This window comes from Brevundimonas sp. MYb52 (genome assembly GCF_002979535.1).
Lineage (GTDB): Bacteria > Pseudomonadota > Alphaproteobacteria > Caulobacterales > Caulobacteraceae > Brevundimonas.
On record NZ_PCPB01000002.1, the window covers coordinates 343,572 to 365,658 of the forward strand.

A 22,087-nucleotide genomic window follows, 5' to 3' on the forward strand; every position below is an offset into this window, starting at 1 on the left:
TTCGGGCCGGGCGCGGGGAGGCGTCCAGCCTGCATGGTTATGGGTGTTCACTTAGTCTGTTGCAGCGCATCATCCAAGCGCCCCAGACCTTCGTCGCGTCCCAGGGCGGCAAGAATTCTCGCAATGTCCGGCGACACGGACCCGCCGGTCAGAGTGCCGCGCATGGAAGGTCCAATTTTTCCGAAGCCTACGCCTTCTTCTTCGGCGAATGCCTTAAGCTCGGCTTCGAGGGCGAAAACGTCCCAACTCTGGAAAAGACGGAGTCGTTCACGGAGTCGTGAAATTCTTTCGCCGCCTTCGCCGGTCAGGAGGCCCCGTGTTTTCTCGTCGAGAGCGAGCGGGCGAGCCTTGAGCACGAACTCTGTCTGGGAGGCCAGTTCCACAATGGTCTTGGCCCGATCCTTGACGAAGGGCATGGCGCGCATCAGGCGGGCCTCGTCATCGGGCTGCAGAGCGCGGCCCTTGGACAGATGAGCGTCCAGCGTCAGCTTGGCCAGACGGTCGTCCTCGGCCAGACGGATCCAGTGGGCGTTGACGTGGGCCAACTTGTCGAAGTCGAGGCGGGCAGGTGCCTTGCCGATGCCCGGCAGGTCGAACCATTCGATGGCCTGTTCGTCGCTGAACAGCTCATGATCACCGTGGGCCCAGCCCAGGCGCGCCAGATAGTTGCGCATGGCCTCAGGCAGATAGCCCATCTCGGCGTATTCATGCACCGCTTGTGCGCCGTGGCGCTTGCTGAGCTTGGCGCCATCCGGTCCATGGATCAGCGGAATGTGGGCGAAGGTCGGACGGGTCCAGCCAAGCGCGTCATAGATCAGGCTCTGACGAGCGGCGTTGTTCAGGTGATCGTCGCCGCGAATGACGTGCGTCACGCCCATGTCATGGTCGTCCACCACAACAGCCAGGTTGTAGGTCGGGGCGCCGTCCGAGCGGACGATGACCAGATCATCCAGGGACGAGGATTCCCAGCGCACGCTGCCTTGCACCGCGTCATCGACGACGACAGCCTGATCCAGCGGGCGGCGGAAGCGGATGGTGGAGGGCTTGGCCAGATCGTCGACGGTCGGTTCGCGGTCGCGCCAGGGCGAGACGAAGTCGCGGCCCTCGGCCTTGGCGGCGTCGCGCAGGGCGTTGGTCTCATCGGCGCTCAGGAAGTCGCGGTAGGCATGGCCCGCGGCTAGCAGTTGCTCGGCGACCTCGCGGTGGCGGTCGGCGCGAGCGAACTGGAAGACGGGTTCTTCGTCGCCGAACAGCTCCAGCCAGGACAAGCCGTCGAAGATGGCCTTGACCGCGTCGTCGGTCGAACGCTCGCGGTCCGTGTCCTCGACGCGGATCAGGAATTTCCCGCCCCGGCTCTTGGCGTATAGCCAGTTGAATAACGCGGTTCTCGCCCCGCCGATATGCAGGTAGCCTGTGGGCGAGGGGGCGAAGCGGGTGACGACAGTCGAGGAGGGGGAGGTCATTCAGGAAGGGTCCGTTGCGGAGGCCCTTATACGCCCGCGCGCGCCAAAGCGAAGCCTTGCCGTAAGGGTTATTGAGAGGCTGCGCGCCGAGGTCGCGGATCAGACGGACCGGTGGCGGTTGTGGGCGCCGGTCTTCTTCGGCGGGGGGGGCGCGGCCTATTTCGCTTTGAGGGCCGAACCGGCCGGGTGGCCCCTGATGGTCGCGGCGGTGCTGGCGGGCGCGGCCTGGCTGGGGGCGCGGCGGTTCGGGCTGGCGCGGCGCTGGACCCTGATCCTGCTGATGCTGGCCTGTCTGTGCGGCGGGGCGGCGGTGGCCAAGCTGCGGACCGAGGCGGTCAGCGGGCCGATTGCGCCGTCCCTGGCCGAGCCAACCGTGGTCGAGGCCTGGGTCATGGATGTCGATAGTCCCGGCGAGCGGGGCGCGCGAATAGTCGTGGCGCCGGTGCGGATCAGGGGATTGGCGCCAGAGGCGACGCCGGTGCGGCTACGGGCTACGGTGCGGGGCGAGCCGCCGGCGCCGGGCGAGGCGGTGCGGCTGTTCGGCATCCTGAACCCGCCGCCGGCTCCGGCCAGTCCAGGGGCCTATGACTTTGGCCGCAACGCCTATTTCCAGGGCATGGGCGGGACGCTGTTTGCTCTGGGCCAGACGCGACCCACGGCCCTGCCTGAGCCGCCGTGGCGGGTGCGGATGGCGATGAAGGTCAATGCGGCGCGCTATGCCTTGGCGCAGCGGATCGTGGCGAGGCTGGGCGAGCGGACCGGCGGGATCGCCGCCGCCATGACCACCGGGCATGAGGCCTGGATCGGGCGCGAGGATCTGGACGCCATGCGCGATTCCGGGCTGGCGCACATCCTGTCGATCTCGGGCCTGCACATGGCCATCGTTGGCGGCTTCGTCTTCTTCGGCGTGCGGTTGGGCGTGGCGGCCTGGCCGTGGCTGGCGCTCAGGGTGTCGGGCAAGAAGGTCGCGGCGGTCGCCGGCCTGATCGCGGTCGGGACCTATCTGGTGGTGTCGGGGTCGCCGCCGCCGGCCGAGCGGTCGGCGATCACGGCCTCCATCGCCTTTTTCGCCATCCTGCTGGATCGACAGGCGGTGACCATGCACGCCCTGGCGGTCGCGGCTTTTGCGGTGTTGTTGCTGCAGCCCGAGGCCATCGTCACGCCGGGGTTCCAGATGTCGTTTGCGGCGACGGCGACGCTGGTGGCGCTGGCCGAGGTCTGGCCGCGTCGGGTCAAGGAGATTTCGGCGCCCTGGCCCATCGTGGCGGCGCAGCGGCTGGGGAGCTGGCTGCTGATCGCCTGCACCGCCAGCCTGGTGGCGGGCATGGCGACGGGGCCGTTCGCCATGCAGCATTTCAACCGCACCGCCGTCTATGGCCTGATCGCCAATCTGGGCACGGCGCCGGTCGCGGATTTCATGCTGATGCCGGCCCTGGCGCTCGGGGCCGCGCTGGAGCCGCTGGGGTTGGGCGCGCCCTTCCTGTGGCTGGCGGGCAAGGGGGTCGATCTGATGCTGGCCATCGGTCACTGGACGGCGGGCCTGCCAGGCGCGGTGCAGACGGTGGCCAGCGCGCCGGCGGCGGCCCTGCCGATCGCTTTCCTCGGCATTCTGTTCATCTGCCTGTGGCGGGGGCGTTTGCGCTGGCTGGGCCTGCCGCTGGCGGCGGCGGTTCTGATCTGGCCGCGTCCGGCGGCGCCGGATCTGTGGATCGGCGATGGGGGGACCAATGCGGCCTGGCGGCAGGCCGAGGCGGCGGTCGTGGTGCGTCCGGGCGAGCGCCAGTTCGCGGCGGACCTGTGGTCCCGACGTCGAGGGCTGGAACTGACGCCAAGGCCGGAGGAAGGCTGGACCTGCAAGCGGTCCTTCTGCACGCCGGACGTGTCCGAGGCGGGGCCGGTGGCGCTGTGGTGGGGCAAGAAGGCGCCGTCAGTGGAGCAGTTGGAGGCGATGTGCCGTTCGGCGGCGGTCGTCAGCAGTCGGGCCGAACTGACGTCGCTGCCCGCGTCATGCACCGGGCGGCTGGTGCTGGATGGCGTGGACTATGCGCGCGGCGGCTCGGTCGAGCTGTGGCGCGCGGAAGCGGGCTGGAAGGCGGTGTGGGCGGCCGACGTGCGCGGGCGCAGGCCCTGGACCCGTCAGGCCGATCCCGACTTCAGTGATAGCGGCGGATAAGGCCGACCAGCTTGCCCTGAACCGCGACCTGATCCGAACCGTAGATCTTGGTCTCGTAGTTGCGGTTGGCGGGCTCCAGGGCGATGGAGGCGCCCTTCTTGCGCAGGCGCTTCAGCGTGGCCTGCTCGCCCTCAACCAGGGCCACCACGATCTCGCCCGACGAGGCGTCGCCGGTCGATTTGATGATGACCATGTCGCCGTTGAGGATGCCCGCCTCGATCATCGAGTCGCCCTCGATCTCGAGCAGATAGTGTTCGCCGGCGCCCAGCATGGCTTCCGGCACCGGATAGCGGGCGGTTTCATGCTCGATGGCGTCGATGGGGGTGCCGGCGGCGATCTTGCCCATCAGGGCCAGTTCGCGGGTGTCGTTGGCGGGCTCAGCCGCCTTGGGACGACCGCCGCCCTCGATGACGCCGGGCTTGAAGCCCGCGTGGCCGCGCGGCGCGCCCGCCGTGGCCTGTTCCGGCAGCTTGGTCACTTCCAGGGCGCGGGCGCGGTGGGCCAGACGGCGGATGAAGCCGCGTTCCTCCAGCGCCGTGATCAGGCGGTGGATGCCCGACTTGGACGCCAGATCCAGCGCCTCCTTCATCTCGTCGAAGGAGGGCGAGACGCCCGTTTCCTGAATCCGTTCGTGAATGAACATCAGGAGTTCGTGCTGCTTCTTGGTGAGCATGGGCGCAAGGCTTCCAGAACAAGGCGTGAACCGTTGAGGATGTTCTGTAAGTGTTCTTGCTGAATGTCAACTCGGCCGCATTGAGAGGGCGCTGCCGCTCCAAGCAGCCTCTCTGGATGTCGACTAGGGGGGGAAGCGGACGTTTCTCCGGCGCGATTTACAAGCGGCCTGATCGCGGCCTCGTTATGCCTTCGTCAACGGCTACTGGTCGCGGCTCGCGAGCGCACGGGCGCACTCAGCCCATTGCCGGGCCTGTTCATCCGTCAGCATAACGGGGAAGGTGGTTGGCATTGAGCCGCCTTCCATCGTGTAGGCGACATTAAGCTGGCCTTCGGTGGATAAACGGGTCATGGCGTTCATCGTCTCATCGCCGGTGAAGTCGTAAACGAAGAGCCGAAAATTCGGATCTTCGGCCTCAATGTTCGCCTGCTGCTCCGACAGGTTGGTCCGGTAGCCGTTGACCACGTATGCGTTTGCTGGGGGCCGCCAGCCGCCATTCTCCACGGCCAGAACGCCGAGCTTCATTCCGACGAATACCCGGCTCTGATCCGGCCAATTGTAGAAGGTGAAGCTCCCTGACACCGCAACCGGTTGACCTCGGAAATACGCCGTGTCCAGCACGTAGACATCGAATCTGGCCTCACAGGCGAAGTGGACGCCGTCCCTGAACTTCGGACTGATGACGACAGACTCGGTCTGAGCCTGAGACTGTAGTGCGAGGATCGCAAGGGCGGTCGCCAACATGATCGGTCCTGTCAGTGCGGGCTATGGCGGCTTCGCCTTAAACTCTTCGAACTGCCCGCACTGGAGAAGATAGCCTCCTTTGCGCTGGGCGGCCAATTCGACACCAGCGAGGATGGCGGGCGGGCAATGACAGTAACGGGTCGGAAGCCCACACTTCCTGCTTAGCCGATATCCGACATTAGCCCAGCGACAGCAGGGCCTTCGTCGCCGCTTCCACGTCATCCTGACGCATCAGGCTTTCGCCGACGAGGATGGCCTGGGCGTGGGCGTCGGCGACGCGCTGGACATCATCGGCGGTGAAGATGCCGCTTTCGGCGACGAGCAGGGCCTTGACCGGGCTGAGCATGGACAGGCGTTCGGTGGCGTCGAGGTCGACCTCGAAGGTGCGCAAGGAGCGGTTGTTCACCCCGACCAGATCGCCGCCGAGCTTGCAGGCGCGGGCCATCTCGGCCTCGTCGTGGGTCTCGATCAGGGCGTCCATTCCGAATCGCTCGGCCTCGGCCAGCAGGTCGGCGGCCAGGGCGTCGTCCACCATGGCCAGGATGATGAGGATGCAGTCGGCGCCCAGGGCGCGGCTCTCGGCCACCTGCCAGGGATCGACCAGGAAGTCCTTGCGCAGACAGGGCAGGGCGACCGCGTCGCGGGCGGCGGCCAGGAAGGCGTCGTCGCCCTGGAAGCTGGGGCCGTCGGTCAGGACGGACAGGCAGGTGGCGCCGCCGCGCTCATAGGCTTTGGCGAGCGCGGGCGGGTCGAAGTCGGCGCGGATCAGGCCCTTGGACGGGCTGGCCTTCTTGATCTCGGCGATCAGGGCGGGGCGGCCGGTTTCCTCTGCGACCCGTTCCAGCGCGGCGCGGAAGCCGCGCGGGGGCGAGGCTTCGCGGGCGAGGGCCTCGATGGCGTTCTGGGGGGTGGCGAGCTTGCGGGCGGCCACGTCGTCGCGCTTGTAGGCGGCGATCTTCGCCAGAACGTCGGTCATGCAGCCTCGTCAGGATCGATAGGGGTGTTGGTGACGCGCACCAGGGTTTCCAGCGCGCGGGCGGCGCGACCGTCGTCGATGACGGCGGCGGCCAATTCGGCGCCTTGACGCAGGTCGGCGGCGCGGTCGGCCACGACCAGGGCGGCGGCGGCGTTCAGCACGACGATGTCGCGATAGGGGCTGCGTTCACCGGCCAGCAGGGCCTTCAGCGCCGCCGCATTATGCTCGGCGTCGCCGCCGCGCAGGTCGTCCAGCGTGGCCAGAGGCAGTCCGGCGTCGGCGGGGGTGACGGTGAAGCGGCGGACGGCGCCGTCCTTCCACTCGGCTACCTCGGTCGAACCTGTGGTGGTCAGCTCGTCCAGCCCCTGACCATGGACGGTCCAGGCGCGACGGGCGCCGAGGCGGCCCAGGACCTCGGCTAGAGGCTCCAGCAGGGCGGGATCATAGACGCCCATGACCTGTCGGTTTGCGTGCGCTGGATTACAAAGCGGTCCCAGAAGGTTGAAAACCGTGCGGAAACCGATCTCGGCGCGCACCGGGCCGACGTGGCGCATGGCCCCGTGGTAGGTGGGGGCGAACAGGAAGGCGATGCCGGCTTGATCCAGGGCGCGGGCCTGTTGCGGGATGGTGGCGTCCAGGTTGACGCCCAGCGCGGCCAGCACGTCGGAGGAGCCGGATTTGGAGCTGATGGCGCGGTTGCCGTGTTTGGCGACCTTGAGCCCCGCGGCCGCCAGGACGAAGGCGGCCGCCGTCGAGACATTATAGGTGTGCTGGCCGTCGCCGCCGGTGCCGCAGGTGTCGATCACCTCGTCAAAGGGGTGCTCCAGCGACAAGGCCGCCTCGCGCATGGCGGTGGCGAAGGCGACGATCTCGTCCACCGTCTCACCGCGGATGCGCAGGGCGGTGACAGCGGCGGCGACCTGTGACGGGGTGGGCTCGCCGCGCAGGCAGGCGGAGAAGAAGGCGTGGGCTTCATCCGGCGTCAGGACGCGCCCGTCCACCAGCTTGCCCAGCAGAGGCTTGAAACCGTCCATGGCGTCAGACCGTCGCCAGTCGTTTGACGCCCGCCAGATCGAGGAAGTTGGCGATCATGGCGTGGCCGTGCTCGGTGGCGATGGATTCCGGGTGGAACTGCACGCCGTGGATCGGCCGAGTGCGGTGGGCCAGGCCCATGATCTCGCCATCGGCGGTCCAGGCGGTGACTTCCAGCTCGTCCGGCAGGGTCTCTCGGCGCACGGCCAGGGAGTGATAGCGGGTGGCGGTGAAGGGCGAGGGGAGGCCCTTGAACAGGCTGCGGCCCTCATGCTCGATCGGCGAGGTCTTGCCGTGCATCAGGGTCTTGGCGCGGATCACCTCGCCGCCAAAGGCCTGACCAATGGCCTGATGGCCCAGGCAGACGCCGAAGATGGGCATATCCAGCGGCGCGGTCTTCAGGATGGGCAGGCAGATGCCGGCCTGATCGGGGGCGCAGGGACCGGGCGACAGCAGCACGGCCTCGGGCTTCAGCGCCCAGGCTTCGTCCACCGTCAGGTCATCGTTGCGGACGACGTGCGTCTGGGCGCCCAACTCCGCGAGGTAGTGGACGAGGTTGTAGGTAAAGCTGTCGTAGTTATCGACGACGAGGATCATGACAGGGTTCTTAGGACGGGAGGGACGACGCGCCAAGCGAAGGCGGATTGAAAGCGGACGTTAAGCTGTCCGCGCGATACAGGAGCATCGCCATCGGAAGAAATCCGTCTTGACCCGCTTAGAAGCTATCCGCGACGCCCAGGCCCTGCTGAACCCGCCGGCCATCGAACAACCCAAGCCGCTGCGCCTGCTGGCGGCGGCGGCCTTCGCCGCAACGGCGGCGGTGCTGCTGGCGGGGACCATGGTCGTGGGCCCCGGCGTGTCGTTCGACCAGGGTTCCACGGTTTCCAATCCTTAGATCTTGCCGTCGGCGCCCTGGCCGCGAGTCGTTGCGTTGAAACGCCACGCGTCCTCGGCCGCCTTCATCGGGGCGCGGGCCTTGGCCAGGGTTTCGGCGTATTCGGCTGCAGGGTCGCTGTCGGCGACGACGCCGGCGCCGGCCTGAACGAAGATCTTGTTCTGGGCGAACATGGCGGTGCGCAGGACGATGCAGATGTCCGCCTCGCCATTGGCCGAGATATAGCCCACGCCGCCGCCATAGCCGACGCCGCGCTTCTCGGTCTCCAGTTCGTCGATGATCTCCATGGCCCGCACCTTGGGCGCGCCTGACAGGGTGCCGGCGGGCAGGGCGGCCAGAAGCGTGTCCACCGCGTCCAGCTTGGGATCAGCGGCGCCGTGCACGTTGGAGACGATGTGCATGACCTGGCTGTAGCGCTCGACGACGAAGCTTTCCGTGACCTCGACCGAGCCGGGCGAGGAGACACGGCCCACGTCGTTGCGGCCCAGGTCCAGAAGCATCAGGTGCTCGGCGCGTTCCTTGGGATCGGCCAGCAGTTCGGCTTCCAGCGCCTGATCCAGTTCGGGCGTGGCGCCGCGCGGACGGGTGCCAGCCAGGGGGCGGATGGTGACCCGACCGTCCTTCAGTCGGACAAGGATTTCGGGGCTGGAGCCGGCCAGCTGGAAATCGACGTAGTCGAGGAAGAAGAGATAGGGCGACGGGTTGCCGCGACGCAGCGACCGGTAAAACGCGAACGGGTCCTGGCTCCACGGCGCCGAGAAGCGGTGGGCCAAGACGACCTGGAAGATGTCGCCGGCGGTGATGTAGTCCTTGGCCTTGGCGACCATGGCGTCGAAGCCATCAGCGTCGACGGGGGTGTGGAAATCGGGCGCGGGGACCGGCTCGGCCTCCCGCTGGATCGGCAGCGGGCTGCGCAGGCGGTCCTCGAACTCGTCGAGGCGCGCGATGGCGGCCGAGAAAGCTGTGTCCGCGTCCGCGCCGCTGTCGGGATAGGCGGCGGCGATCAGGACGATCTCGTGCTTCACCGAATCGAAGATGGCGACCAGCGACGGCCGCGCCATGACGGCGTCGGGCAGGTTCAGCGGATCGGGATTGGCCGGGCCCAGCGGCTCCAGCAGACGCACCATGTCGTAGCCGAAGACGCCGAAAAGGCCGGCGGCCATGGGCGGCAGGTCGTCGGGCAGGTCGAACTTGGTGGCGGCGATCAGGGCGCGCAGGGAGTCCAGCGCGGGCCGGTCTTCGGCGGTGAAGCGGTCGGCCAGAACGGCCTCGCCCCGCGCCATCTCGGCCTTGCCGTCGCGGCAGCGCCAGACAACGTCGGGGGCCAGGGTGACGATCGAATAGCGGCCGTTGACTGCGCCGCCTTCGACCGACTCCAGCAGGCTGGCGTAGGGACGCCCGTGTCCGACCTTGAGGAAGGCCGAGACGGGCGTCTCCAGGTCGTCGATCAATCGGCGAACGACGACCTGAGGGCGGCCTGAAGTCAGGCCTGAGACAAACGCAGCGCGTTCAGCTTCCTGTCCGACGCCTGCGCTCATTTCTTGGCGGGCGCAGGGGCGGCCGGAGCCGCAGGAGCAGCGGCCGGGGCTTCGATGCCCAGGGCGAGGATGGCGGCGGCCGGGTCGTTCTTGGCCTTCACGCGCGCCGCGGCGGCATTGAAGCTTTGCTCGACCATGGCGTTGGCCATCGCTTGGGTCAGGCGCGGACGAACCTGTTCGACCAGCGGGGCGGCCAGAGCCGGGACGGCGGCGTGGATGGCGTCGACATGGCCGACCACGAAGCTGTTGGCCGACTGGGCGCCGGTGAAGACCTGACCCTTGCCTTGGCCGAACAGGCCGCGCAGGACGCCTTCGCCCAGTTCGGTCTGGCTGGCCTGGCTCTGCTGAACGCCGGCGCGGGTCGACAGTTGAGCGCCCGCCGAAGCGGCCACTTTGGCGATGTCCTCGCCGGCGCGAATACGACCGGCCAGTTCTTCAGCCTTGGCGGATAGACGGCGGGCGTTTTCACGCAAGGTCCATTGCTGGGCCAGGGGCGCGCGGACTTCGGCCAGGGTCGGCAGGGAGGCCGGACGAATGTCATCGACGCGGACCGCGAAATACTGGCCTTCGCCGGCATCGATGATGTCGCTCTCGCCACCCTTGGAGAGGGCGTAGGCCGACTCGAAGATCTGGCGCGGAGCGTTCAGCGGTTGACCATCCGGCAGACGACCGTCAGCGGTGAATGGCGGCAGCTGCACCAGGCGAGCGCCGACGGCCTGAGCGGCGTCGGCCATGTTCTTGCCGTCCTGACGAGCCTTTTCGTACTGTTCGACCTTGGCGTAGGTCGCGCCCTTCACGTCTTCGGCGCGCAGTTCGTCGATCAGGGCGCTGCGGACGCTTTCCAGGGTGGCGGGGGCGCCGGCGGTGACGCCTGTCACCTTGGCGACCGTAAAGCCGACGCGGCTCTGGATCGGGTTCGAGACCTGGTTGGCGGACAGGCCGAAGACGGCAGCGCCGACGGCGGGGTCGCCCAGGGCGCTTTGCGGCGTGTCATTATAGGCGGCGGCTTCGATCTTGTTGGCGGCGGCGACTTCGGTCGGGGTCTTGCCGGCGCGCAGTTCCGCCACGACGCGGTCAGCGGCGGCCTTGGTCGGGACGGTCAGCGTCACGAAGGTGCGCTTTTCCGGATTGATCAGAGCGGCCTTGCGGAACTCGAAGCGTTCGCGAATGCGCTCCTCGGTGATCGGCGCGGCCTGGCTGTTCGGGGCCGGGTTGAACAGCGCGATCGAGATCATGCGGAATTCAGGGCGGCGCAGTTGAGCGGCGTTCTCGTTCAGGAATGCGGTCAGTTGAGCATCGGTGGGGGCGGGAGCGGAACCGGCCATGGCCTGGGTCACGGTGAACCAACGACCATCGCGCGTTTCCAGGGCCTGCCCGGCGAGCAGGGCGCCGTAAATGCGCGGGACGCGCGCGCCGGCGAAGACGGCGGCGCCGAACTGGCTGGCGACGTATTGGTCGCGCAGGTCCTGCTCCAGCATTTCCGACGTCATGCCTTGCTCGGCCAGGGCTTGCTCATAGCGGTCCTGATCGAACTGGCCCGACACCTGGTTGAAGAAGGCGGGGATCTGGCGAATCTGCTTCAGCACCAGTTCCTTGCCAGGGCGGATGCCGGCGTTCCAGGCCCAGGCCAGGAAGCCCAGACGCTGCGTCTGGCTGTCCAGATACTGGGTGTGGATGTTCTCCTTGACCATGTCGTCGAACGACACGGGGCGGCCTGCCTGCTCCTGCAGGTTGGCGCGAACGCGCTCGAAATCGGCGCGGAAGCGGGGGCCATCGACGCTGCGCTCACCGGCGTCAATCACATGCTTCGGGCCGAAGCTGGAGAAGACATCGGTTTGCGAGCCGCCTACGATCAGGAAGCTAAGGATGATCAAGGCGAACAGGCCCGCAGCCCATTTCGACTTGGAGAAGTTGCGGAACAGCGTGATCATCGAGACAAGAACCTGACGAGGGCCGGCGTCAAAGGGGCGCCACGGTCGCGTATAGGGGCAGTCCCTAGGGCGCCGCAAGCGGACGCGCCTCAACATCTTGGCTTCCACGACAACGGCGCCTAAACAGGCCGCATGAAACAATCTGTGAAGCTGGTCGCCGGCAATTGGAAAATGAACGGCCTGGGCGCGAGCCTGGGCGAGGCGGAAATTCTGGCGAAAGCCTTGCAGGAACAGGCTGCGGCCTGTCGTGTGGCCCTGTGCCCGCCCGCGACGCTGCTCGACCGCATGGCGGGTGTCGTGGTCGGCGCCCCCGTCGAACTGGGCGGTCAGGACTGCCACGCCGAGGATTCGGGCGCTTTCACCGGGTCGGTGTCCGCCCCCATGCTGACCGACGCCGGGGCGACCCTGGTGATTCTCGGCCACTCGGAACGTCGTGCCGGTTTCGGCGAGACCGACGCCGACGTCGCCGCCAAGGTCGAGGCCGCGCTGGCGGCTGGACTGGAGCCCATCATCTGCATCGGTGAAACCCTGGCTGAGCGCGAAGCCGGGCAGGCGGTCGCGGTCGTCAGCCGTCAGGTGGCCGGTTCGCTGCCCTCGTCGCTGGCGGGCAAGGTCTTCGCCGTCGCCTATGAGCCGGTCTGGGCCATAGGCACCGGCCTGACGCCGACGCTGGAACAGATCGAGGAAGTCCACGCCGCCGTGCGCGCAGCCATGGTCGCCAGGCTGGGCGAGGGCGGTCGCGTCGCGCCGATCCTCTATGGCGGTTCGGTCAAGCCGTCGAACGCGGCGGAAATCCTGGCCGTGGCCGAGGTCGGCGGGGCCCTGGTCGGCGGCGCCTCGCTGAAGGCTGAGGATTTCCTCGGCATTATCCGCGCCGCCTAGGCGAGGATTTCTAGCCACAGTTCGTTCGGCGTTTGCCCCGGTCCCGCATCGGTGTTAGACGCCGCCGCTTGATCGGCGCATCTGCGCGCCCACATGATTGACACCATGCTCCAGACCATCTTGCTCGTCGCCATGATCCTGATCTCGGTCGCCCTGACGGCCGTGATCCTGCTGCAACGCTCTGAGGGCGGCGCCCTGGGCATGGGCGGGGGCCCGTCGGGCTTCATGACCGCGCGCGGCGCGGGCAATCTGCTGACGCGCGCCACGTCGATCTTGGCGATCGCCTTCTTCGTCTGCGCCATCAGCCTGACCATCGCGGGCAACTTTGCTCGCGGTTCGCGTTCGGTGATCGACGCGGACGCCGTGGGTGCCATCGCGGTGGGCAATGAGCAACAGACGGCTCCGGCCGAACCTGCGGCTCCGACGCCGGCCGCTCCGGTCGCACCGTCGCTGGATGATCTGGAAGCCAGCCTCCCGGCCGCTTCCGCACCGGCTCCGACCCCCGCGCCGGCGCAGTAAGCCGCCGACAGCTACGAAATCCCCGAAAGCGCGCCGCAGGGCGCGCTTTCTTCTTTTGTTCAACAGTTGTTTTGCGTCGGGCCATGCTCCCGCCGCGAATCATGGAGTAAGGTGTCCGCCCATGGCTCGCTATGTGTTCATCACCGGCGGCGTGGTTTCCTCGCTAGGAAAAGGCCTCGCCTCCGCCGCTCTCGGCGCTCTTTTGCAGGCACGAGGTTATAAGGTCCGTCTGCGCAAGCTGGACCCTTATCTGAACGTCGATCCGGGGACGATGAGCCCCTATCAGCACGGCGAGGTCTTCGTGACCGACGACGGCGCAGAGACCGACCTCGATCTGGGCCACTATGAGCGCTTTACCGGCGTCTCGGCCGCCAAGTCGGACAACGTCACGACCGGTCGCATCTATTCGACCATCCTGGAGAAGGAACGTCGCGGCGACTATCTGGGCGCGACCGTTCAGGTGATTCCGCACGTCACGGACCAGATCAAACAGTTCTGTCTCAGCCCCGCCAAGACCGATGACGGCGAGGACGTGGACTTCGTCCTGGTCGAGATCGGCGGCACCGTCGGCGACATCGAGGGCCTGCCCTTCTTCGAGGCCATCCGCCAACTGGGCCAGGACCTGCCGCGCGGCCAGTCCTGCTTCGTCCACCTGACGCTGCTGCCGTTCATCAAGACGGCCGGCGAGATGAAGACCAAGCCGACGCAGCACTCGGTCAAGGAACTGCGCTCCATCGGCATCCAGCCTGACATCCTGCTGTGCCGTTGCGAGCAGCCGATCCCGGCTGAGGAAAAGCGCAAGATCGGCCAGTTCTGCAACGTGCGCGAGAGCGGCGTGATCCAGGCGATGGACTCGGCCGACATCTACGCCGTGCCGCTGGACTATCACCGCGAAGGGCTGGACAGCGAAGTCCTGGCTCACTTCGGCATCATCGACGCCCCCCAGCCCGACCTGACCGGCTGGGAAGAGATCGTGCGTCGCCGCCTGCACCCGGATGGCGAAGTCACCATCGCCGTCGTCGGCAAGTACACTGTGCTCAAGGACGCCTATAAGTCCCTGATCGAGGCCCTGCACCACGGCGGCGTGGCCAACAACGTCAAGGTCAATATCGACTGGGTCGAGGCTGACACCTTCGAAGGCGATCCTGAGGCCTGCGAGACCCGCCTGGCGGGCGCCCATGCAGTTCTGGTCCCAGGCGGCTTCGGCGAACGCGGGGCCGAAGGCAAGATCGAGGCGGCGCGCTTCGCCCGCGAGCGCAAAATTCCCTACTTCGGCATCTGCTTCGGCATGCAGATGGCGGTGATCGAGGCGGCGCGGAACCTGGCGGGCTTCCCCAAGGCGACCTCGACCGAGTTCGGCCCGGCGGACGAACCCGTGGTCGGCCTGATGACCGAGTGGACGCAAGGCAACCAGCGCGTTCTGCGCCAGCAGGGCGGGGACCTGGGCGGCACCATGCGCCTGGGCGCCTATGACTCGACGCTGATCGCCGGGTCCAAGATCGCCGAGATCTATGGCTCGACCGAGATCAGCGAGCGTCACCGTCACCGCTACGAGGTGAACATCAACTATCGCGAGGCGATCGAGCAGAAGGCGGGCCTGGTCTTCGCCGGTCTGTCGCCTGACGGAGTCCTGCCCGAGACGGTCGAGCGCCCGGACCACCCGTGGTTTATCGGCGTTCAGTACCACCCGGAACTGAAGAGCCGCCCGTTCAAGCCGCACCCGCTCTTCGCCAGCTTTATCGGCGCCGCCCTGGTGCAAAGCCGCCTCGTCTAGGGCGACTGTTCACGCACGGTTGTTGCAGCGTTCATCCAGTGTTGTGCCATTATGGGTCGCAATCATTGGGTGAACGCAGATGGCGGGTGAAATCCTCTATTTCCTGCATCGGCATTTCAAGGTCGTGCTGATCCTTGGAATGATCGCGAGCCTTGGCGCGGCGGGGGCTGTGGCCAGGGTTGTAGCGCGCCTCTTCCATCTAGCCTGAATTCAAAAGCCCTGGCGGATGCGCTCCGCCAGGGCTTTTCTAGTTTCAAACCTTAAGGACGAACCGGGGTCGCGCCCTCGAAGGTCATGAAGCGGGCAGGCTGACCCGCACCGAAGCGCATGACGTCATAGCGTTCGGGGGCGTAGCCAGGGGCCTCCATGCCGGGCGAGCCGGTCGGCATGCCGCCGACGCCGATCCCGCGTGAAGCGCCCGGCGCCTTGAGGAAGGCGTCGACGGCGGCGGCGGGGACGTGGCCCTCGATCACCTTGCCGTCGACGACGGCGGTGTGGCAGGCCCAGAGGGATTGCGGCACGCCGAGGCGGACCTTGACCGGGGCCAGGTCGTCGGTGGGAACGACGGTGATGGCGTAGCCGGCCTTGCGCATATGTTCGACCCAACCGCCGCAGCAGCCGCAGGAATCGCTCTTGTAGACGGTCATGTCTGAGGCCTGGGCCACGGTGGGCAGGCCGTTCAGCAGGAAACCCGCGCCGCCGAGGAGGGCGGCGCCGAAGGCGAGGGTGGCGATCTTCATCTTGTTCATGGTCAGGCGGCCTCGGCCGGATAGCCGGCGGCGTCCAGCGCGGCCAGCAGAGCCTGACGGTCGGCGTCGGTCGTCACCTCGACGCGGCGGGCCTCAATGTCGGCCTTGATGGCGGCGGTGGCGTCCACTGAATGGATGGCCTTTTCGACGGAGGCGACGCAGCCTTCGCAGCGGATCTTGGGGATGGTCAGGACGATCATTGGGGAGCTCCTTCAGAAGCGGCGGCGGGCGAACCCGCCAGGTCGGACAGGATGGGACAGTCGGGCCGGTCGTCGCCGGCGCAGCAATGCGACAGATTGCGCAGCGTATCGGCCATGGCCTGCATTTCGGCGATGCGGGCGTCGAGGTCGGCGACGTGTTTCTCGGCCAGGGCCTTGACCTCGCGGCTGGGCCGGTTGCGGTCGCGCCACAGGGATAGAAGGCGGGTGATCTCATCGACCGAGAAGCCCAGACCCCGCGCACGGCGGATGAAGCGCAGGTCGTTCAGGTCGCGCTCGTTGAAGTCGCGATAGTTGCTCTCGGTCCGCTCGGACGGCCGGATCAGGCCGACGGATTCGTAGTATCGGATCATCTTGGCGGTGACGCCGGTGGCTGCGGAGGCCTTGCCGATGTTCATTGGGCGGCTCCTTCAATTTGGGGTTTGGCGACCTGGGGTTTGAAGGCGCGCAGGCGCAGAGCGTTCAACACCACGCTGACGCTGGACAGGGCCATGGCCCCCGCCGCCAGCATGGGCGACAGCATGTAGCCGAAGGCGGGATAGAGGACGCCCGCGGCGACCGGGATCAGCAGGACATTGTAGCCAAAGGCCCAGGCCAGGTTCTGGCGGATATTGCTCATGGTGGCGCGCGACAGGCCGATGGCGCTGACGGCGCCGCGCAGGTCGCCGCCGGTCAGGACCACGTCGGCGCTTTCGATGGCCACGTCGGCGCCGCCGCCGACCGCCAGGCCGACATCGGCGGAGGCGAGCGCGGGCGCGTCGTTGACCCCGTCGCCGACGAAGGCGACGCGGCGGCCGCCAGCCTTCAGGGCGTTGATGGCGGCGACCTTGCCGTCGGGCATGACCTCGGCGTGGACCTCGTCGATGCCCAGAAGGCGGGCGACGGCGGCGGCGGTGCGGCGGTTGTCGCCGGTGATCATGGCCACCTTCAGCCCCAGGCCGTGCATGGCCTGGATGGCGGCGGCGGTGGTCGGTTTGATGGGGTCAGCCACGGCGATGACGGCGGCGAGTTTTCCGTCGATGGCGGCGTAGAGCGGCGTCTTGCCCTCGTCGCCCAGACGGGCGGCGGCCTCGGCGAAGACGGCGACGTCGTGGCCCAGCTCGGCCATGTAGCGGTCAGCGCCGACCGCGATGCGGCGGCCCGAGACCACGCCCGCCACGCCCTTGCCGGGCACGGAATCGAAGGCCTCGGGGCGGGCGACGCTCAGGCCGCGCGCAGAGGCGGCTTCGACCAGGGCGCGGGCCACGGGGTGTTCGGACTGGCCCTCGACGGCGGCGACCAGGGCCAGAACCTCGGCCTCCTCGAAGCCGTCGGCGACGCTCAGGTCGGTCAGCTCGGGGCGGCCGGCGGTCAGCGTGCCGGTCTTGTCGAAGGCGATGACCTCGACCCCTTGCAGGGCCTGAAGGGCCTCGCCCTTGCGGAACAGGACGCCCAGCTCGGCGGCGCGGCCCACGCCGACCATGATCGAGGTCGGCGTCGCCAGACCCATGGCGCAGGGGCAGGCGATGATCAGCACCGAGACGGCGGCGACCAGGGCCATGCCCAGGGCCGGATCGGGCGCGAACAGATACCAGACGGCGAAGGTCAGGACGGCCACGCCCATGACGACCGGCACGAACCAGCCGGTGATGCGATCGACCAGGGCCTGAATGGGCAGCTTGGCGCCCTGGGCGGTTTCGACCATGCGGACGATCTGGGCCAGGACGGTTTCGGCGCCGACCTGCTGCGCCTCGAAGCGGAAGGCGCCCGTGGTGTTCAGGGTGCCGCCGACGACCTTGGCGCCCGCGCTCTTTTCGACCGGGATGGGTTCGCCGGTCAGCATGGACTCGTCGATGTAGGAGGAGCCCTCGGTCACCACGCCGTCGACGGGGACACGCTCGCCGGGGCGCACCACGATGATGTCGCCGGCCTGGACGGTGTCGATCGACACGTCCTGTTCGACGCCGTCGCGCACGACGCGGGCGGTCTTGGCCTGCATTGACATCAGGCGGCGGATGGCCTGGCTGGTCTGACCCTTGGCGCGGGCCTCGATCCAGCGGCCGACCAGGATCAGGGTGACTATGACCGCCGCCGCCTCGAAATAGACGTTGGCCGTGCCGGCGGGCAGCAGGGCGGGGGCGAAGGTCGCGACCGTCGAGAAGGCCCAGGCCGCGCTGGCCCCCAGCACCACCAGCGAGTTCATGTCCGGCGCGCGGCGTAGCAGGGCCGGCACGCCCTTGCGGAAGAAGATCAGGCCGGGGACGAACAGGACGAAGCTGGCGAGGACGAAGCTGATCAGCCGCCAGTTCTGCGTCCCTATGGTCTGTTCCAGCCAGTGGTGCATGCCGGGGATGAAGTGCGAGCCCATCTCCAGCACGAACAGGGGCAGGGTGGCGGCGCCCGCGATCAGGACGGCGCGGCCCAGGTTGCGGATGTCGGCGGCGCGGGCGGCCTGTTCGCGGTCGGCGGCGTCGAGGCCGGCCTGTTCCGGCTGCTCCAGCACATAGCCCGCCTGCTGCACGGCGGCGGCCAGGTTGCGGAAGGATACGGCGCCCGAGAGGAAGCGGACTGTGGCGCGTTCGGTGGCCAGGTTGACGCTGGCGCTCAGCACGCCCGGCACGGCGGCCAGGGCCTTTTCCACGCGACCGACGCAGCTGGCGCAGGTCATCTCGCGGACCGGATAGACGACCTCTTCCTCCATCGGCTCGTAGCCGGCGGTGCGGATGGCGGCGGCGATGGCGGCGGGGTTTCCGTCAGCGTTCAGAACCACATGGGCGCGCTCGGCCGCCAGGTTGACGTTGGCCTCGGCCACGCCGGGCACGGCGCGCACGGCCTTCTCGACCCGACCGACACAGCTGGCGCAGGTCATGCCGAGGACCGGCAGATCGAGGACTTTCAGGGAGGCGTCGGACATGGGCGGGAGCCTTTCGTCATTTACAGCCTGAACCTTCTAAACCTTCCCATCATGGTAAGGTCAACAGCCCTTTTGCGAGGGGCGGAACGGGGCGGCGCGTAGGCGTTTGGAGACCTGATTTTCCTTGGAGCCCCTCATGACCCTGTTTCGTCTTCTACCCGCCGTGGCTGTCACTGCGGCCCTGATGCTGCCGTCCGTTGCGGCCGCCCATGCGCGTCTGGTCAGCTCGACCCCCGTCGCCGGATCAAGCTCGGCCTCGCCGCGCGTCCTCAGCCTGACCTTCAGCGAGAAGATGGCCCCGGCCTTTTCGACCTTCGAGGTGGTCAATGCGGCGGGCGTGAAGATCCCGGTGCGGACCACGGTCAGCGAGGACGGCAAGACGCTGAGCGCGCCCGTGGCCCGACCGCTGGCGGCGGGCGCCTATGTGATCAACTGGCGACTGGCCTCCAGCGACGGCCACCGCATGACCGGCGCCGTTCCCTTCACGGTGCGCTGAGCATGGAGGCGTGGCTGATGGGGCTGCGGGCGGCCCAGTACGCCGCGGCCGCCGTGGCCCTGGGGCTGCCCGCCTTCATGCTGTACGGCGGTCGCGTCTTCGGGGGGCGACCGCCTCGCTGGGCGCGTCCGGCCCTGGGCTGGAGCGCGGCGGTGCTGGCGCTGCTGGCGACGGCGGCCCTGGCCTTGCAGACGGGGGTGATGGCCGGGGCGCTGGATCAGGCGCTGAATCCCGAGGCCCTGGGCTTTGTCGTCGGCGGCACGGCCCTGGGCGCGGCCTATGCGGCGCGGATCGGAGCCAGCCTGTTGCTGTTGCTGGCGGTTCTGGCTTTGCGTCCGGGGCGAGGTCTGTGGTCGGTCGCGGCGGTTCTCGGCCTGATCGTCGCCGCCAGCTTCGCCTGGACCGGTCACGGCGCGGCGACCGAGGGGCCGGGCCATGACCTGCACCTGGCCTCTGACATCGCCCACGCCGTCGCCGCCTTGGTCTGGCTGGGGGCCGTCTCCGCCTTTGTGGTCATGGCCTCGCGACGGATCGCCGGGGATGCGGCGTCCAAGGCCGAACTGGCGACGGTGCTGGGCGGCTTTGCGCGGGTGGGGACGATCTGTGTCGCCGTGCTGCTGGTCACCGGACTGATCAACAGCGCCTATCTGGTCGGGATCGAGCGGATCTTCAGCCTGACCGAGACGCCCTATGGCCGCCTGCTGGCGGTCAAGTTGGCGGCCTTTGCGGCCATGCTGGGTCTGGCGGCGCTGCACCGGTTTCGCTCGGCCCCGGCGCTGGAACGCGGGCAGGGCGGTCGGGGCGGCCTGCGCCTCAGCCTTGGCGCAGAACTGGTGCTGGGGCTTCTGATCCTGGCCCTGGTTGGAGCGATGGGGATGCTGGCGCCGCCGGCATCCCTCTGATCGCGGCTTTAGGCCTTTTGCGCCAGCTTGCGGCGTGTCGCCCGATGGACCTTCCAGTCTCGCGACAGCTTGATCCACAGAAGGATGATGCCGGTGATCGCCACGCCGAGGGTCAGGGCGGTGATGGCGACCAGGGTCGGATGGTTGAAGTTCTCGCCAGTCTTGAAATCCAGAATGTGCAGCCGCCAGAAGAAGTCATAGATGCGCCAGACGCCCGAGCGCCGAGTGACCACCTCGCCGGTCTCCGGCGACAAGTAGAAAGTCGTCCGTTCCGCGTCGTGGAAGTCGACGCGCCATAGGGGGCCGTCGCGTCCGGTCTCCTTGGGGGCCTGATCCAGCAGGACCGCCGGCGAGGGCGCGGCTTGGCCCCTATAGGCCGCGACGGCCAGATGCGAAGCCTCGCTCGCTGTCATGGCGCCGAACGGTCGCCCCGTGTCTGCGGCGAGGACGACCGGCTTGCCGTCTGTGGAGGTCAGCACCCAGGCGGGGCCGCGTTGGGTAGTCTTAAGTTCGGCCCGCATCGGCGATACGCCGGACAGGCGCGCGACCTCTGCCAGCGGCAGGGCGCGATCCAATGGCAGGGCGATGGGCGGCGGCGTCTTGATACGGTGCTCGCTGCGCACGGTCTCGATCGGAATGGCGGTCATGACCAGGCCGCCCCCGACCCAGAACAGCACCTGTATGCCCACCACTAGGCCGACCCATTTGTGGATCTGGGTCGAATAACGCAGGACCTTCATCGCTTCCCCCAAGCTCAAGGCGTCGCGGCCCATGAGGCCGTTTCAGATCTATACGCCTATCGACGTGCGCGCCCTCATGCGCTTTCAAGGGGAAGGGCGTCAGCGTGCGTATTACAGGCGGGGTCGCGAGGATGGTTGAGAATGACGGACAATATCGAGGACAGGCTGGCGGCGCCGCTCTTCGCCGAGGACACGGCGCGTCTGGCGGATCTGGAAGGCGGCGTGTGGCAACGGATCGAACAGCGTCAGTCGCAGCGCCGCATGGGGCAAGTTCGTCTGGCCGTGACGGCTATGGCTCTGCTGGTCGGCATGGCTAACGGCGGTGTTCTGGGTCAGGTCATCAAACCGCGCCCATCGGACATTCAGATATTCAGCGTCTCGGCGGGTCTGTCGCCGATGGCCAACTTTGAGGTCGGCGGATGATCGCGAACTGGAAGTCGATCGTCGTCACGGTCGTTCTGGCCGCTTTGGCAAGCGTCGCGGGCGCCTGGCTGGGCGCCGGCTGGATGATGAAGCAGCATGAAGCGCCAGGCCTGCACGAGATCGTGCACCGCAAACTGGACCTGAGCGCCGACCAGGACGTTCGGCTGGACCAGATCGAAGCCCGCTTCGCCGCCCGCCGCCCGGCGCTGGAGGCCGACGTTCGCGCCGCCAACCGCGAGCTGGCCCAGGCTATTGCCGCCAGCAAGGGCGACAGCCCCGAAGTTCGCGCGGCTGTCGATCACTTCCACGACGCCATGGGCGCGCTGCAGAAGGCCACTATCGCCCACGTCTTTGAAATGCGTTCGGTGCTGACGCCCGAGCAGGCGCGGGTCTTTGACGCGGAAATCGCCGGCGCCCTTACGCAAGAGTCTCGGTAAGATCGAGGTGACGGTTGAGGGCGATACGGATGAAGCGCGCGCGACGCGGGGCGATCGCGTCGCCTTTTCCGCCCTCATGTCCGCCACCATGGGGGACCTCTATCGCTTTATCCGTCGCTATGTCGGGGACGCCGAAGAGGCGCACGACCTGCTGCAGGAAACCTATGCCTCAGCCTGGCTGGCGATCCGGCGCTATGATCCGGCGCGCCCGTTTACGGCCTGGCTGCGAGTTATCGCCGTCAACAAGTGTCGTGACTGGGGGCGAAAGCGCACTGTCCGGCGCTTCATCCGTGGGGCCATGGGGCTCGATGCGCCCGAGGCCATGGCGGTGGGTATGGACGAACCGGGGCCCGAAGCTGGGCTGGATGACCGGCGGCGCATGGCTGAGCTAGATCGCGCTCTGGCCGACCTGCCGGACAAGCTGAAGGCGCCGCTGCTGCTGGCCTCGCTGGAAGGGCGCTCACATGCTGAAATCGCCGAGATGCTAGGGATAACGCCCAAGGCGGTGGAGACGCGTATCGCCCGCGCCCGCCAGAAGCTGAATATGGCCCTGTCGCAACGTCACGACTGATACGCAGACTGGTCGTGCACCCGACTTGGGCCCATGCTGCGGCGCCCTGACGCAAGGC

Annotated in this window: 23 protein-coding genes; 10 read left to right on the forward strand and 13 right to left on the reverse strand. The window is 67.9% G+C overall.

All coding sequences use genetic code 11. From position 1 onward, the window contains the following. Positions 1-47 precede the first annotated feature (47 nt). Complete coding sequence (gene gltX, locus CQ039_RS05090) at positions 48-1,463, reverse strand: glutamate--tRNA ligase (RefSeq protein WP_105563397.1); 1,416 nt, start codon at positions 1,461-1,463, stop codon at positions 48-50. 196 nt (positions 1,464-1,659) lie between these two features. Here gltX and CQ039_RS05095 point away from each other — a divergent pair, with 196 nt between their 5' ends. Continuing rightward, the gene (locus CQ039_RS05095) at positions 1,660-3,636 is read left to right on the forward strand and encodes a ComEC/Rec2 family competence protein (RefSeq protein ID WP_304529186.1); all 1,977 of its coding nucleotides are present in this window, start codon (positions 1,660-1,662) and stop codon (positions 3,634-3,636) included. Here CQ039_RS05095 and lexA read toward each other — a convergent pair. From lexA to CQ039_RS05120, 5 genes are all read right to left on the reverse strand, one after another. Further along, on the reverse strand, positions 3,617-4,309 hold the full coding sequence (lexA, locus tag CQ039_RS05100; RefSeq protein WP_105563396.1) for a transcriptional repressor LexA: 693 nt from the start codon (positions 4,307-4,309) through the stop codon (positions 3,617-3,619). The genes CQ039_RS05095 and lexA overlap by 20 nt on opposite strands. A gap of 201 nt (positions 4,310-4,510) precedes the next feature. After that, positions 4,511-5,053, reverse strand: coding sequence for a hypothetical protein (locus CQ039_RS05105; RefSeq protein WP_105563395.1), 543 nt, complete (start codon positions 5,051-5,053; stop codon positions 4,511-4,513). A gap of 178 nt (positions 5,054-5,231) precedes the next feature. Continuing rightward, the gene (gene trpC / locus CQ039_RS05110; RefSeq protein WP_105563394.1) at positions 5,232-6,029 is read right to left on the reverse strand and encodes an indole-3-glycerol phosphate synthase TrpC; all 798 of its coding nucleotides are present in this window, start codon (positions 6,027-6,029) and stop codon (positions 5,232-5,234) included. Beyond that, positions 6,026-7,063: an anthranilate phosphoribosyltransferase gene (gene trpD / locus CQ039_RS05115; protein ID WP_105563393.1), complete on the reverse strand. Its 1,038-nt coding sequence runs from the start codon at positions 7,061-7,063 to the stop codon at positions 6,026-6,028. The genes trpC and trpD overlap by 4 nt, the downstream gene beginning before the upstream one ends. Positions 7,064-7,067: 4 nt before the next feature. After that, on the reverse strand, positions 7,068-7,658 hold the full coding sequence (locus CQ039_RS05120; protein WP_105563392.1) for an aminodeoxychorismate/anthranilate synthase component II: 591 nt from the start codon (positions 7,656-7,658) through the stop codon (positions 7,068-7,070). 109 nt (positions 7,659-7,767) lie between these two features. Between CQ039_RS05120 and CQ039_RS05125 the strand changes: the two genes are divergently transcribed. Beyond that, on the forward strand, positions 7,768-7,956 hold the full coding sequence (locus tag CQ039_RS05125; protein WP_105563391.1) for a hypothetical protein: 189 nt from the start codon (positions 7,768-7,770) through the stop codon (positions 7,954-7,956). On the opposite strand, the gene trpE is transcribed toward CQ039_RS05125, so the two are convergent. Together trpE and CQ039_RS05135 are read right to left on the reverse strand one after the other, a co-directional pair. Beyond that, positions 7,953-9,494, reverse strand: coding sequence for an anthranilate synthase component I (trpE, locus tag CQ039_RS05130; protein WP_105563390.1), 1,542 nt, complete (start codon positions 9,492-9,494; stop codon positions 7,953-7,955). The two genes, CQ039_RS05125 and trpE, sit on opposite strands and share 4 nt — an antisense overlap. Next, entirely contained in the window at positions 9,491-11,425 is a 1,935-nt protein-coding gene (locus CQ039_RS05135) for a peptidylprolyl isomerase (protein WP_105563389.1), read from the reverse strand. Before CQ039_RS05135 ends, trpE begins: the two co-directional genes overlap by 4 nt. Before the next feature lie 132 nt (positions 11,426-11,557). Between CQ039_RS05135 and tpiA the strand changes: the two genes are divergently transcribed. The 3 genes from tpiA to CQ039_RS05150 all read left to right on the forward strand — a co-directional run bounded on the left by tpiA (position 11,558) and on the right by CQ039_RS05150 (position 14,600). Further along, positions 11,558-12,307, forward strand: a complete 750-nt coding sequence (tpiA, locus tag CQ039_RS05140; RefSeq protein ID WP_105563388.1) for a triose-phosphate isomerase — start codon at positions 11,558-11,560, stop codon at positions 12,305-12,307. Positions 12,308-12,412: 105 nt separating this feature from the next. Further along, the gene (gene secG / locus CQ039_RS05145) at positions 12,413-12,826 is read left to right on the forward strand and encodes a preprotein translocase subunit SecG (RefSeq protein WP_369831543.1); all 414 of its coding nucleotides are present in this window, start codon (positions 12,413-12,415) and stop codon (positions 12,824-12,826) included. 121 nt (positions 12,827-12,947) lie between these two features. After that, a complete protein-coding gene (locus tag CQ039_RS05150; RefSeq protein WP_105563386.1) occupies positions 12,948-14,600 on the forward strand; it encodes a CTP synthase in 1,653 nt (550 codons plus the stop codon). 260 nt (positions 14,601-14,860) lie between these two features. Here CQ039_RS05150 and CQ039_RS05155 read toward each other — a convergent pair whose 3' ends face one another. From CQ039_RS05155 to CQ039_RS05170, 4 genes are read right to left on the reverse strand one after another with little or no spacing between them, the layout of a single operon-like run. Then, a complete protein-coding gene (locus CQ039_RS05155; RefSeq protein WP_105563385.1) occupies positions 14,861-15,349 on the reverse strand; it encodes a DUF411 domain-containing protein in 489 nt (162 codons plus the stop codon). A gap of 2 nt (positions 15,350-15,351) precedes the next feature. Then, on the reverse strand, positions 15,352-15,549 hold the full coding sequence (locus CQ039_RS05160; protein WP_105563384.1) for a heavy-metal-associated domain-containing protein: 198 nt from the start codon (positions 15,547-15,549) through the stop codon (positions 15,352-15,354). Continuing rightward, positions 15,546-15,965: a Cu(I)-responsive transcriptional regulator gene (gene cueR, locus CQ039_RS05165; protein WP_105563383.1), complete on the reverse strand. Its 420-nt coding sequence runs from the start codon at positions 15,963-15,965 to the stop codon at positions 15,546-15,548. Before cueR ends, CQ039_RS05160 begins: the two co-directional genes overlap by 4 nt. After that, positions 15,962-18,460: a heavy metal translocating P-type ATPase gene (locus CQ039_RS05170; RefSeq protein ID WP_105563382.1), complete on the reverse strand. Its 2,499-nt coding sequence runs from the start codon at positions 18,458-18,460 to the stop codon at positions 15,962-15,964. The genes cueR and CQ039_RS05170 overlap by 4 nt, the downstream gene beginning before the upstream one ends. Before the next feature lie 136 nt (positions 18,461-18,596). On the opposite strand from CQ039_RS05170, the gene copC reads away from it, so the two are divergent. Beyond that, complete coding sequence (gene copC, locus CQ039_RS05175) at positions 18,597-18,956, forward strand: copper homeostasis periplasmic binding protein CopC (RefSeq protein WP_105563381.1); 360 nt, start codon at positions 18,597-18,599, stop codon at positions 18,954-18,956. 17 nt (positions 18,957-18,973) lie between these two features. Next, a complete protein-coding gene (copD, locus tag CQ039_RS05180) occupies positions 18,974-19,858 on the forward strand; it encodes a copper homeostasis membrane protein CopD (RefSeq protein ID WP_233191904.1) in 885 nt (294 codons plus the stop codon). 8 nt (positions 19,859-19,866) lie between these two features. Here the strand turns inward: copD and CQ039_RS05185 are convergent, their stop codons facing one another. Continuing rightward, on the reverse strand, positions 19,867-20,598 hold the full coding sequence (locus tag CQ039_RS05185) for a PepSY domain-containing protein (RefSeq protein ID WP_105563474.1): 732 nt from the start codon (positions 20,596-20,598) through the stop codon (positions 19,867-19,869). A gap of 141 nt (positions 20,599-20,739) precedes the next feature. On the opposite strand from CQ039_RS05185, the gene CQ039_RS05190 reads away from it, so the two are divergent. The 3 genes from CQ039_RS05190 to CQ039_RS05200 are packed head-to-tail and all read left to right on the forward strand — an operon-like array spanning position 20,740 to position 22,029. Beyond that, positions 20,740-21,021: a hypothetical protein gene (locus CQ039_RS05190; protein ID WP_105563379.1), complete on the forward strand. Its 282-nt coding sequence runs from the start codon at positions 20,740-20,742 to the stop codon at positions 21,019-21,021. Further along, entirely contained in the window at positions 21,018-21,458 is a 441-nt protein-coding gene (locus tag CQ039_RS05195; protein WP_105563378.1) for a Spy/CpxP family protein refolding chaperone, read from the forward strand. The genes CQ039_RS05190 and CQ039_RS05195 overlap by 4 nt, the downstream gene beginning before the upstream one ends. 7 nt (positions 21,459-21,465) lie before the next feature. Beyond that, positions 21,466-22,029, forward strand: coding sequence for an RNA polymerase sigma factor (locus CQ039_RS05200; protein WP_105563377.1), 564 nt, complete (start codon positions 21,466-21,468; stop codon positions 22,027-22,029). The last annotated feature ends 58 nt before the right edge of the window (positions 22,030-22,087 follow it).

Bases quoted from the DNA above. Each gene is read 5' to 3' on its own strand.
- gltX (WP_105563397.1), bottom strand. From the start codon at position 1,463: ATGACCTCCCCCTCCTCGACTGTCGTCACCCGCTTCGCCCCCTCGCCC.
- CQ039_RS05095 (WP_304529186.1), top strand. From the start codon at position 1,660: ATGGTCGCGGCGGTGCTGGCGGGCGCGGCCTGGCTGGGGGCGCGGCGG.
- lexA (WP_105563396.1), bottom strand. From the start codon at position 4,309: ATGCTCACCAAGAAGCAGCACGAACTCCTGATGTTCATTCACGAACGG.
- CQ039_RS05105 (WP_105563395.1), bottom strand. From the start codon at position 5,053: ATGTTGGCGACCGCCCTTGCGATCCTCGCACTACAGTCTCAGGCTCAG.
- trpC (WP_105563394.1), bottom strand. From the start codon at position 6,029: ATGACCGACGTTCTGGCGAAGATCGCCGCCTACAAGCGCGACGACGTG.
- trpD (WP_105563393.1), bottom strand. From the start codon at position 7,063: ATGGACGGTTTCAAGCCTCTGCTGGGCAAGCTGGTGGACGGGCGCGTC.
- CQ039_RS05120 (WP_105563392.1), bottom strand. From the start codon at position 7,658: ATGATCCTCGTCGTCGATAACTACGACAGCTTTACCTACAACCTCGTC.
- trpE (WP_105563390.1), bottom strand. From the start codon at position 9,494: ATGAGCGCAGGCGTCGGACAGGAAGCTGAACGCGCTGCGTTTGTCTCA.
- CQ039_RS05135 (WP_105563389.1), bottom strand. From the start codon at position 11,425: ATGATCACGCTGTTCCGCAACTTCTCCAAGTCGAAATGGGCTGCGGGC.
- tpiA (WP_105563388.1), top strand. From the start codon at position 11,558: ATGAAACAATCTGTGAAGCTGGTCGCCGGCAATTGGAAAATGAACGGC.
- secG (WP_369831543.1), top strand. From the start codon at position 12,413: ATGCTCCAGACCATCTTGCTCGTCGCCATGATCCTGATCTCGGTCGCC.
- CQ039_RS05150 (WP_105563386.1), top strand. From the start codon at position 12,948: ATGGCTCGCTATGTGTTCATCACCGGCGGCGTGGTTTCCTCGCTAGGA.
- CQ039_RS05155 (WP_105563385.1), bottom strand. From the start codon at position 15,349: ATGAACAAGATGAAGATCGCCACCCTCGCCTTCGGCGCCGCCCTCCTC.
- CQ039_RS05160 (WP_105563384.1), bottom strand. From the start codon at position 15,549: ATGATCGTCCTGACCATCCCCAAGATCCGCTGCGAAGGCTGCGTCGCC.
- cueR (WP_105563383.1), bottom strand. From the start codon at position 15,965: ATGAACATCGGCAAGGCCTCCGCAGCCACCGGCGTCACCGCCAAGATG.
- CQ039_RS05170 (WP_105563382.1), bottom strand. From the start codon at position 18,460: ATGTCCGACGCCTCCCTGAAAGTCCTCGATCTGCCGGTCCTCGGCATG.
- copC (WP_105563381.1), top strand. From the start codon at position 18,597: ATGACCCTGTTTCGTCTTCTACCCGCCGTGGCTGTCACTGCGGCCCTG.
- copD (WP_233191904.1), top strand. From the start codon at position 18,974: ATGGGGCTGCGGGCGGCCCAGTACGCCGCGGCCGCCGTGGCCCTGGGG.
- CQ039_RS05185 (WP_105563474.1), bottom strand. From the start codon at position 20,598: ATGAAGGTCCTGCGTTATTCGACCCAGATCCACAAATGGGTCGGCCTA.
- CQ039_RS05190 (WP_105563379.1), top strand. From the start codon at position 20,740: ATGACGGACAATATCGAGGACAGGCTGGCGGCGCCGCTCTTCGCCGAG.
- CQ039_RS05195 (WP_105563378.1), top strand. From the start codon at position 21,018: ATGATCGCGAACTGGAAGTCGATCGTCGTCACGGTCGTTCTGGCCGCT.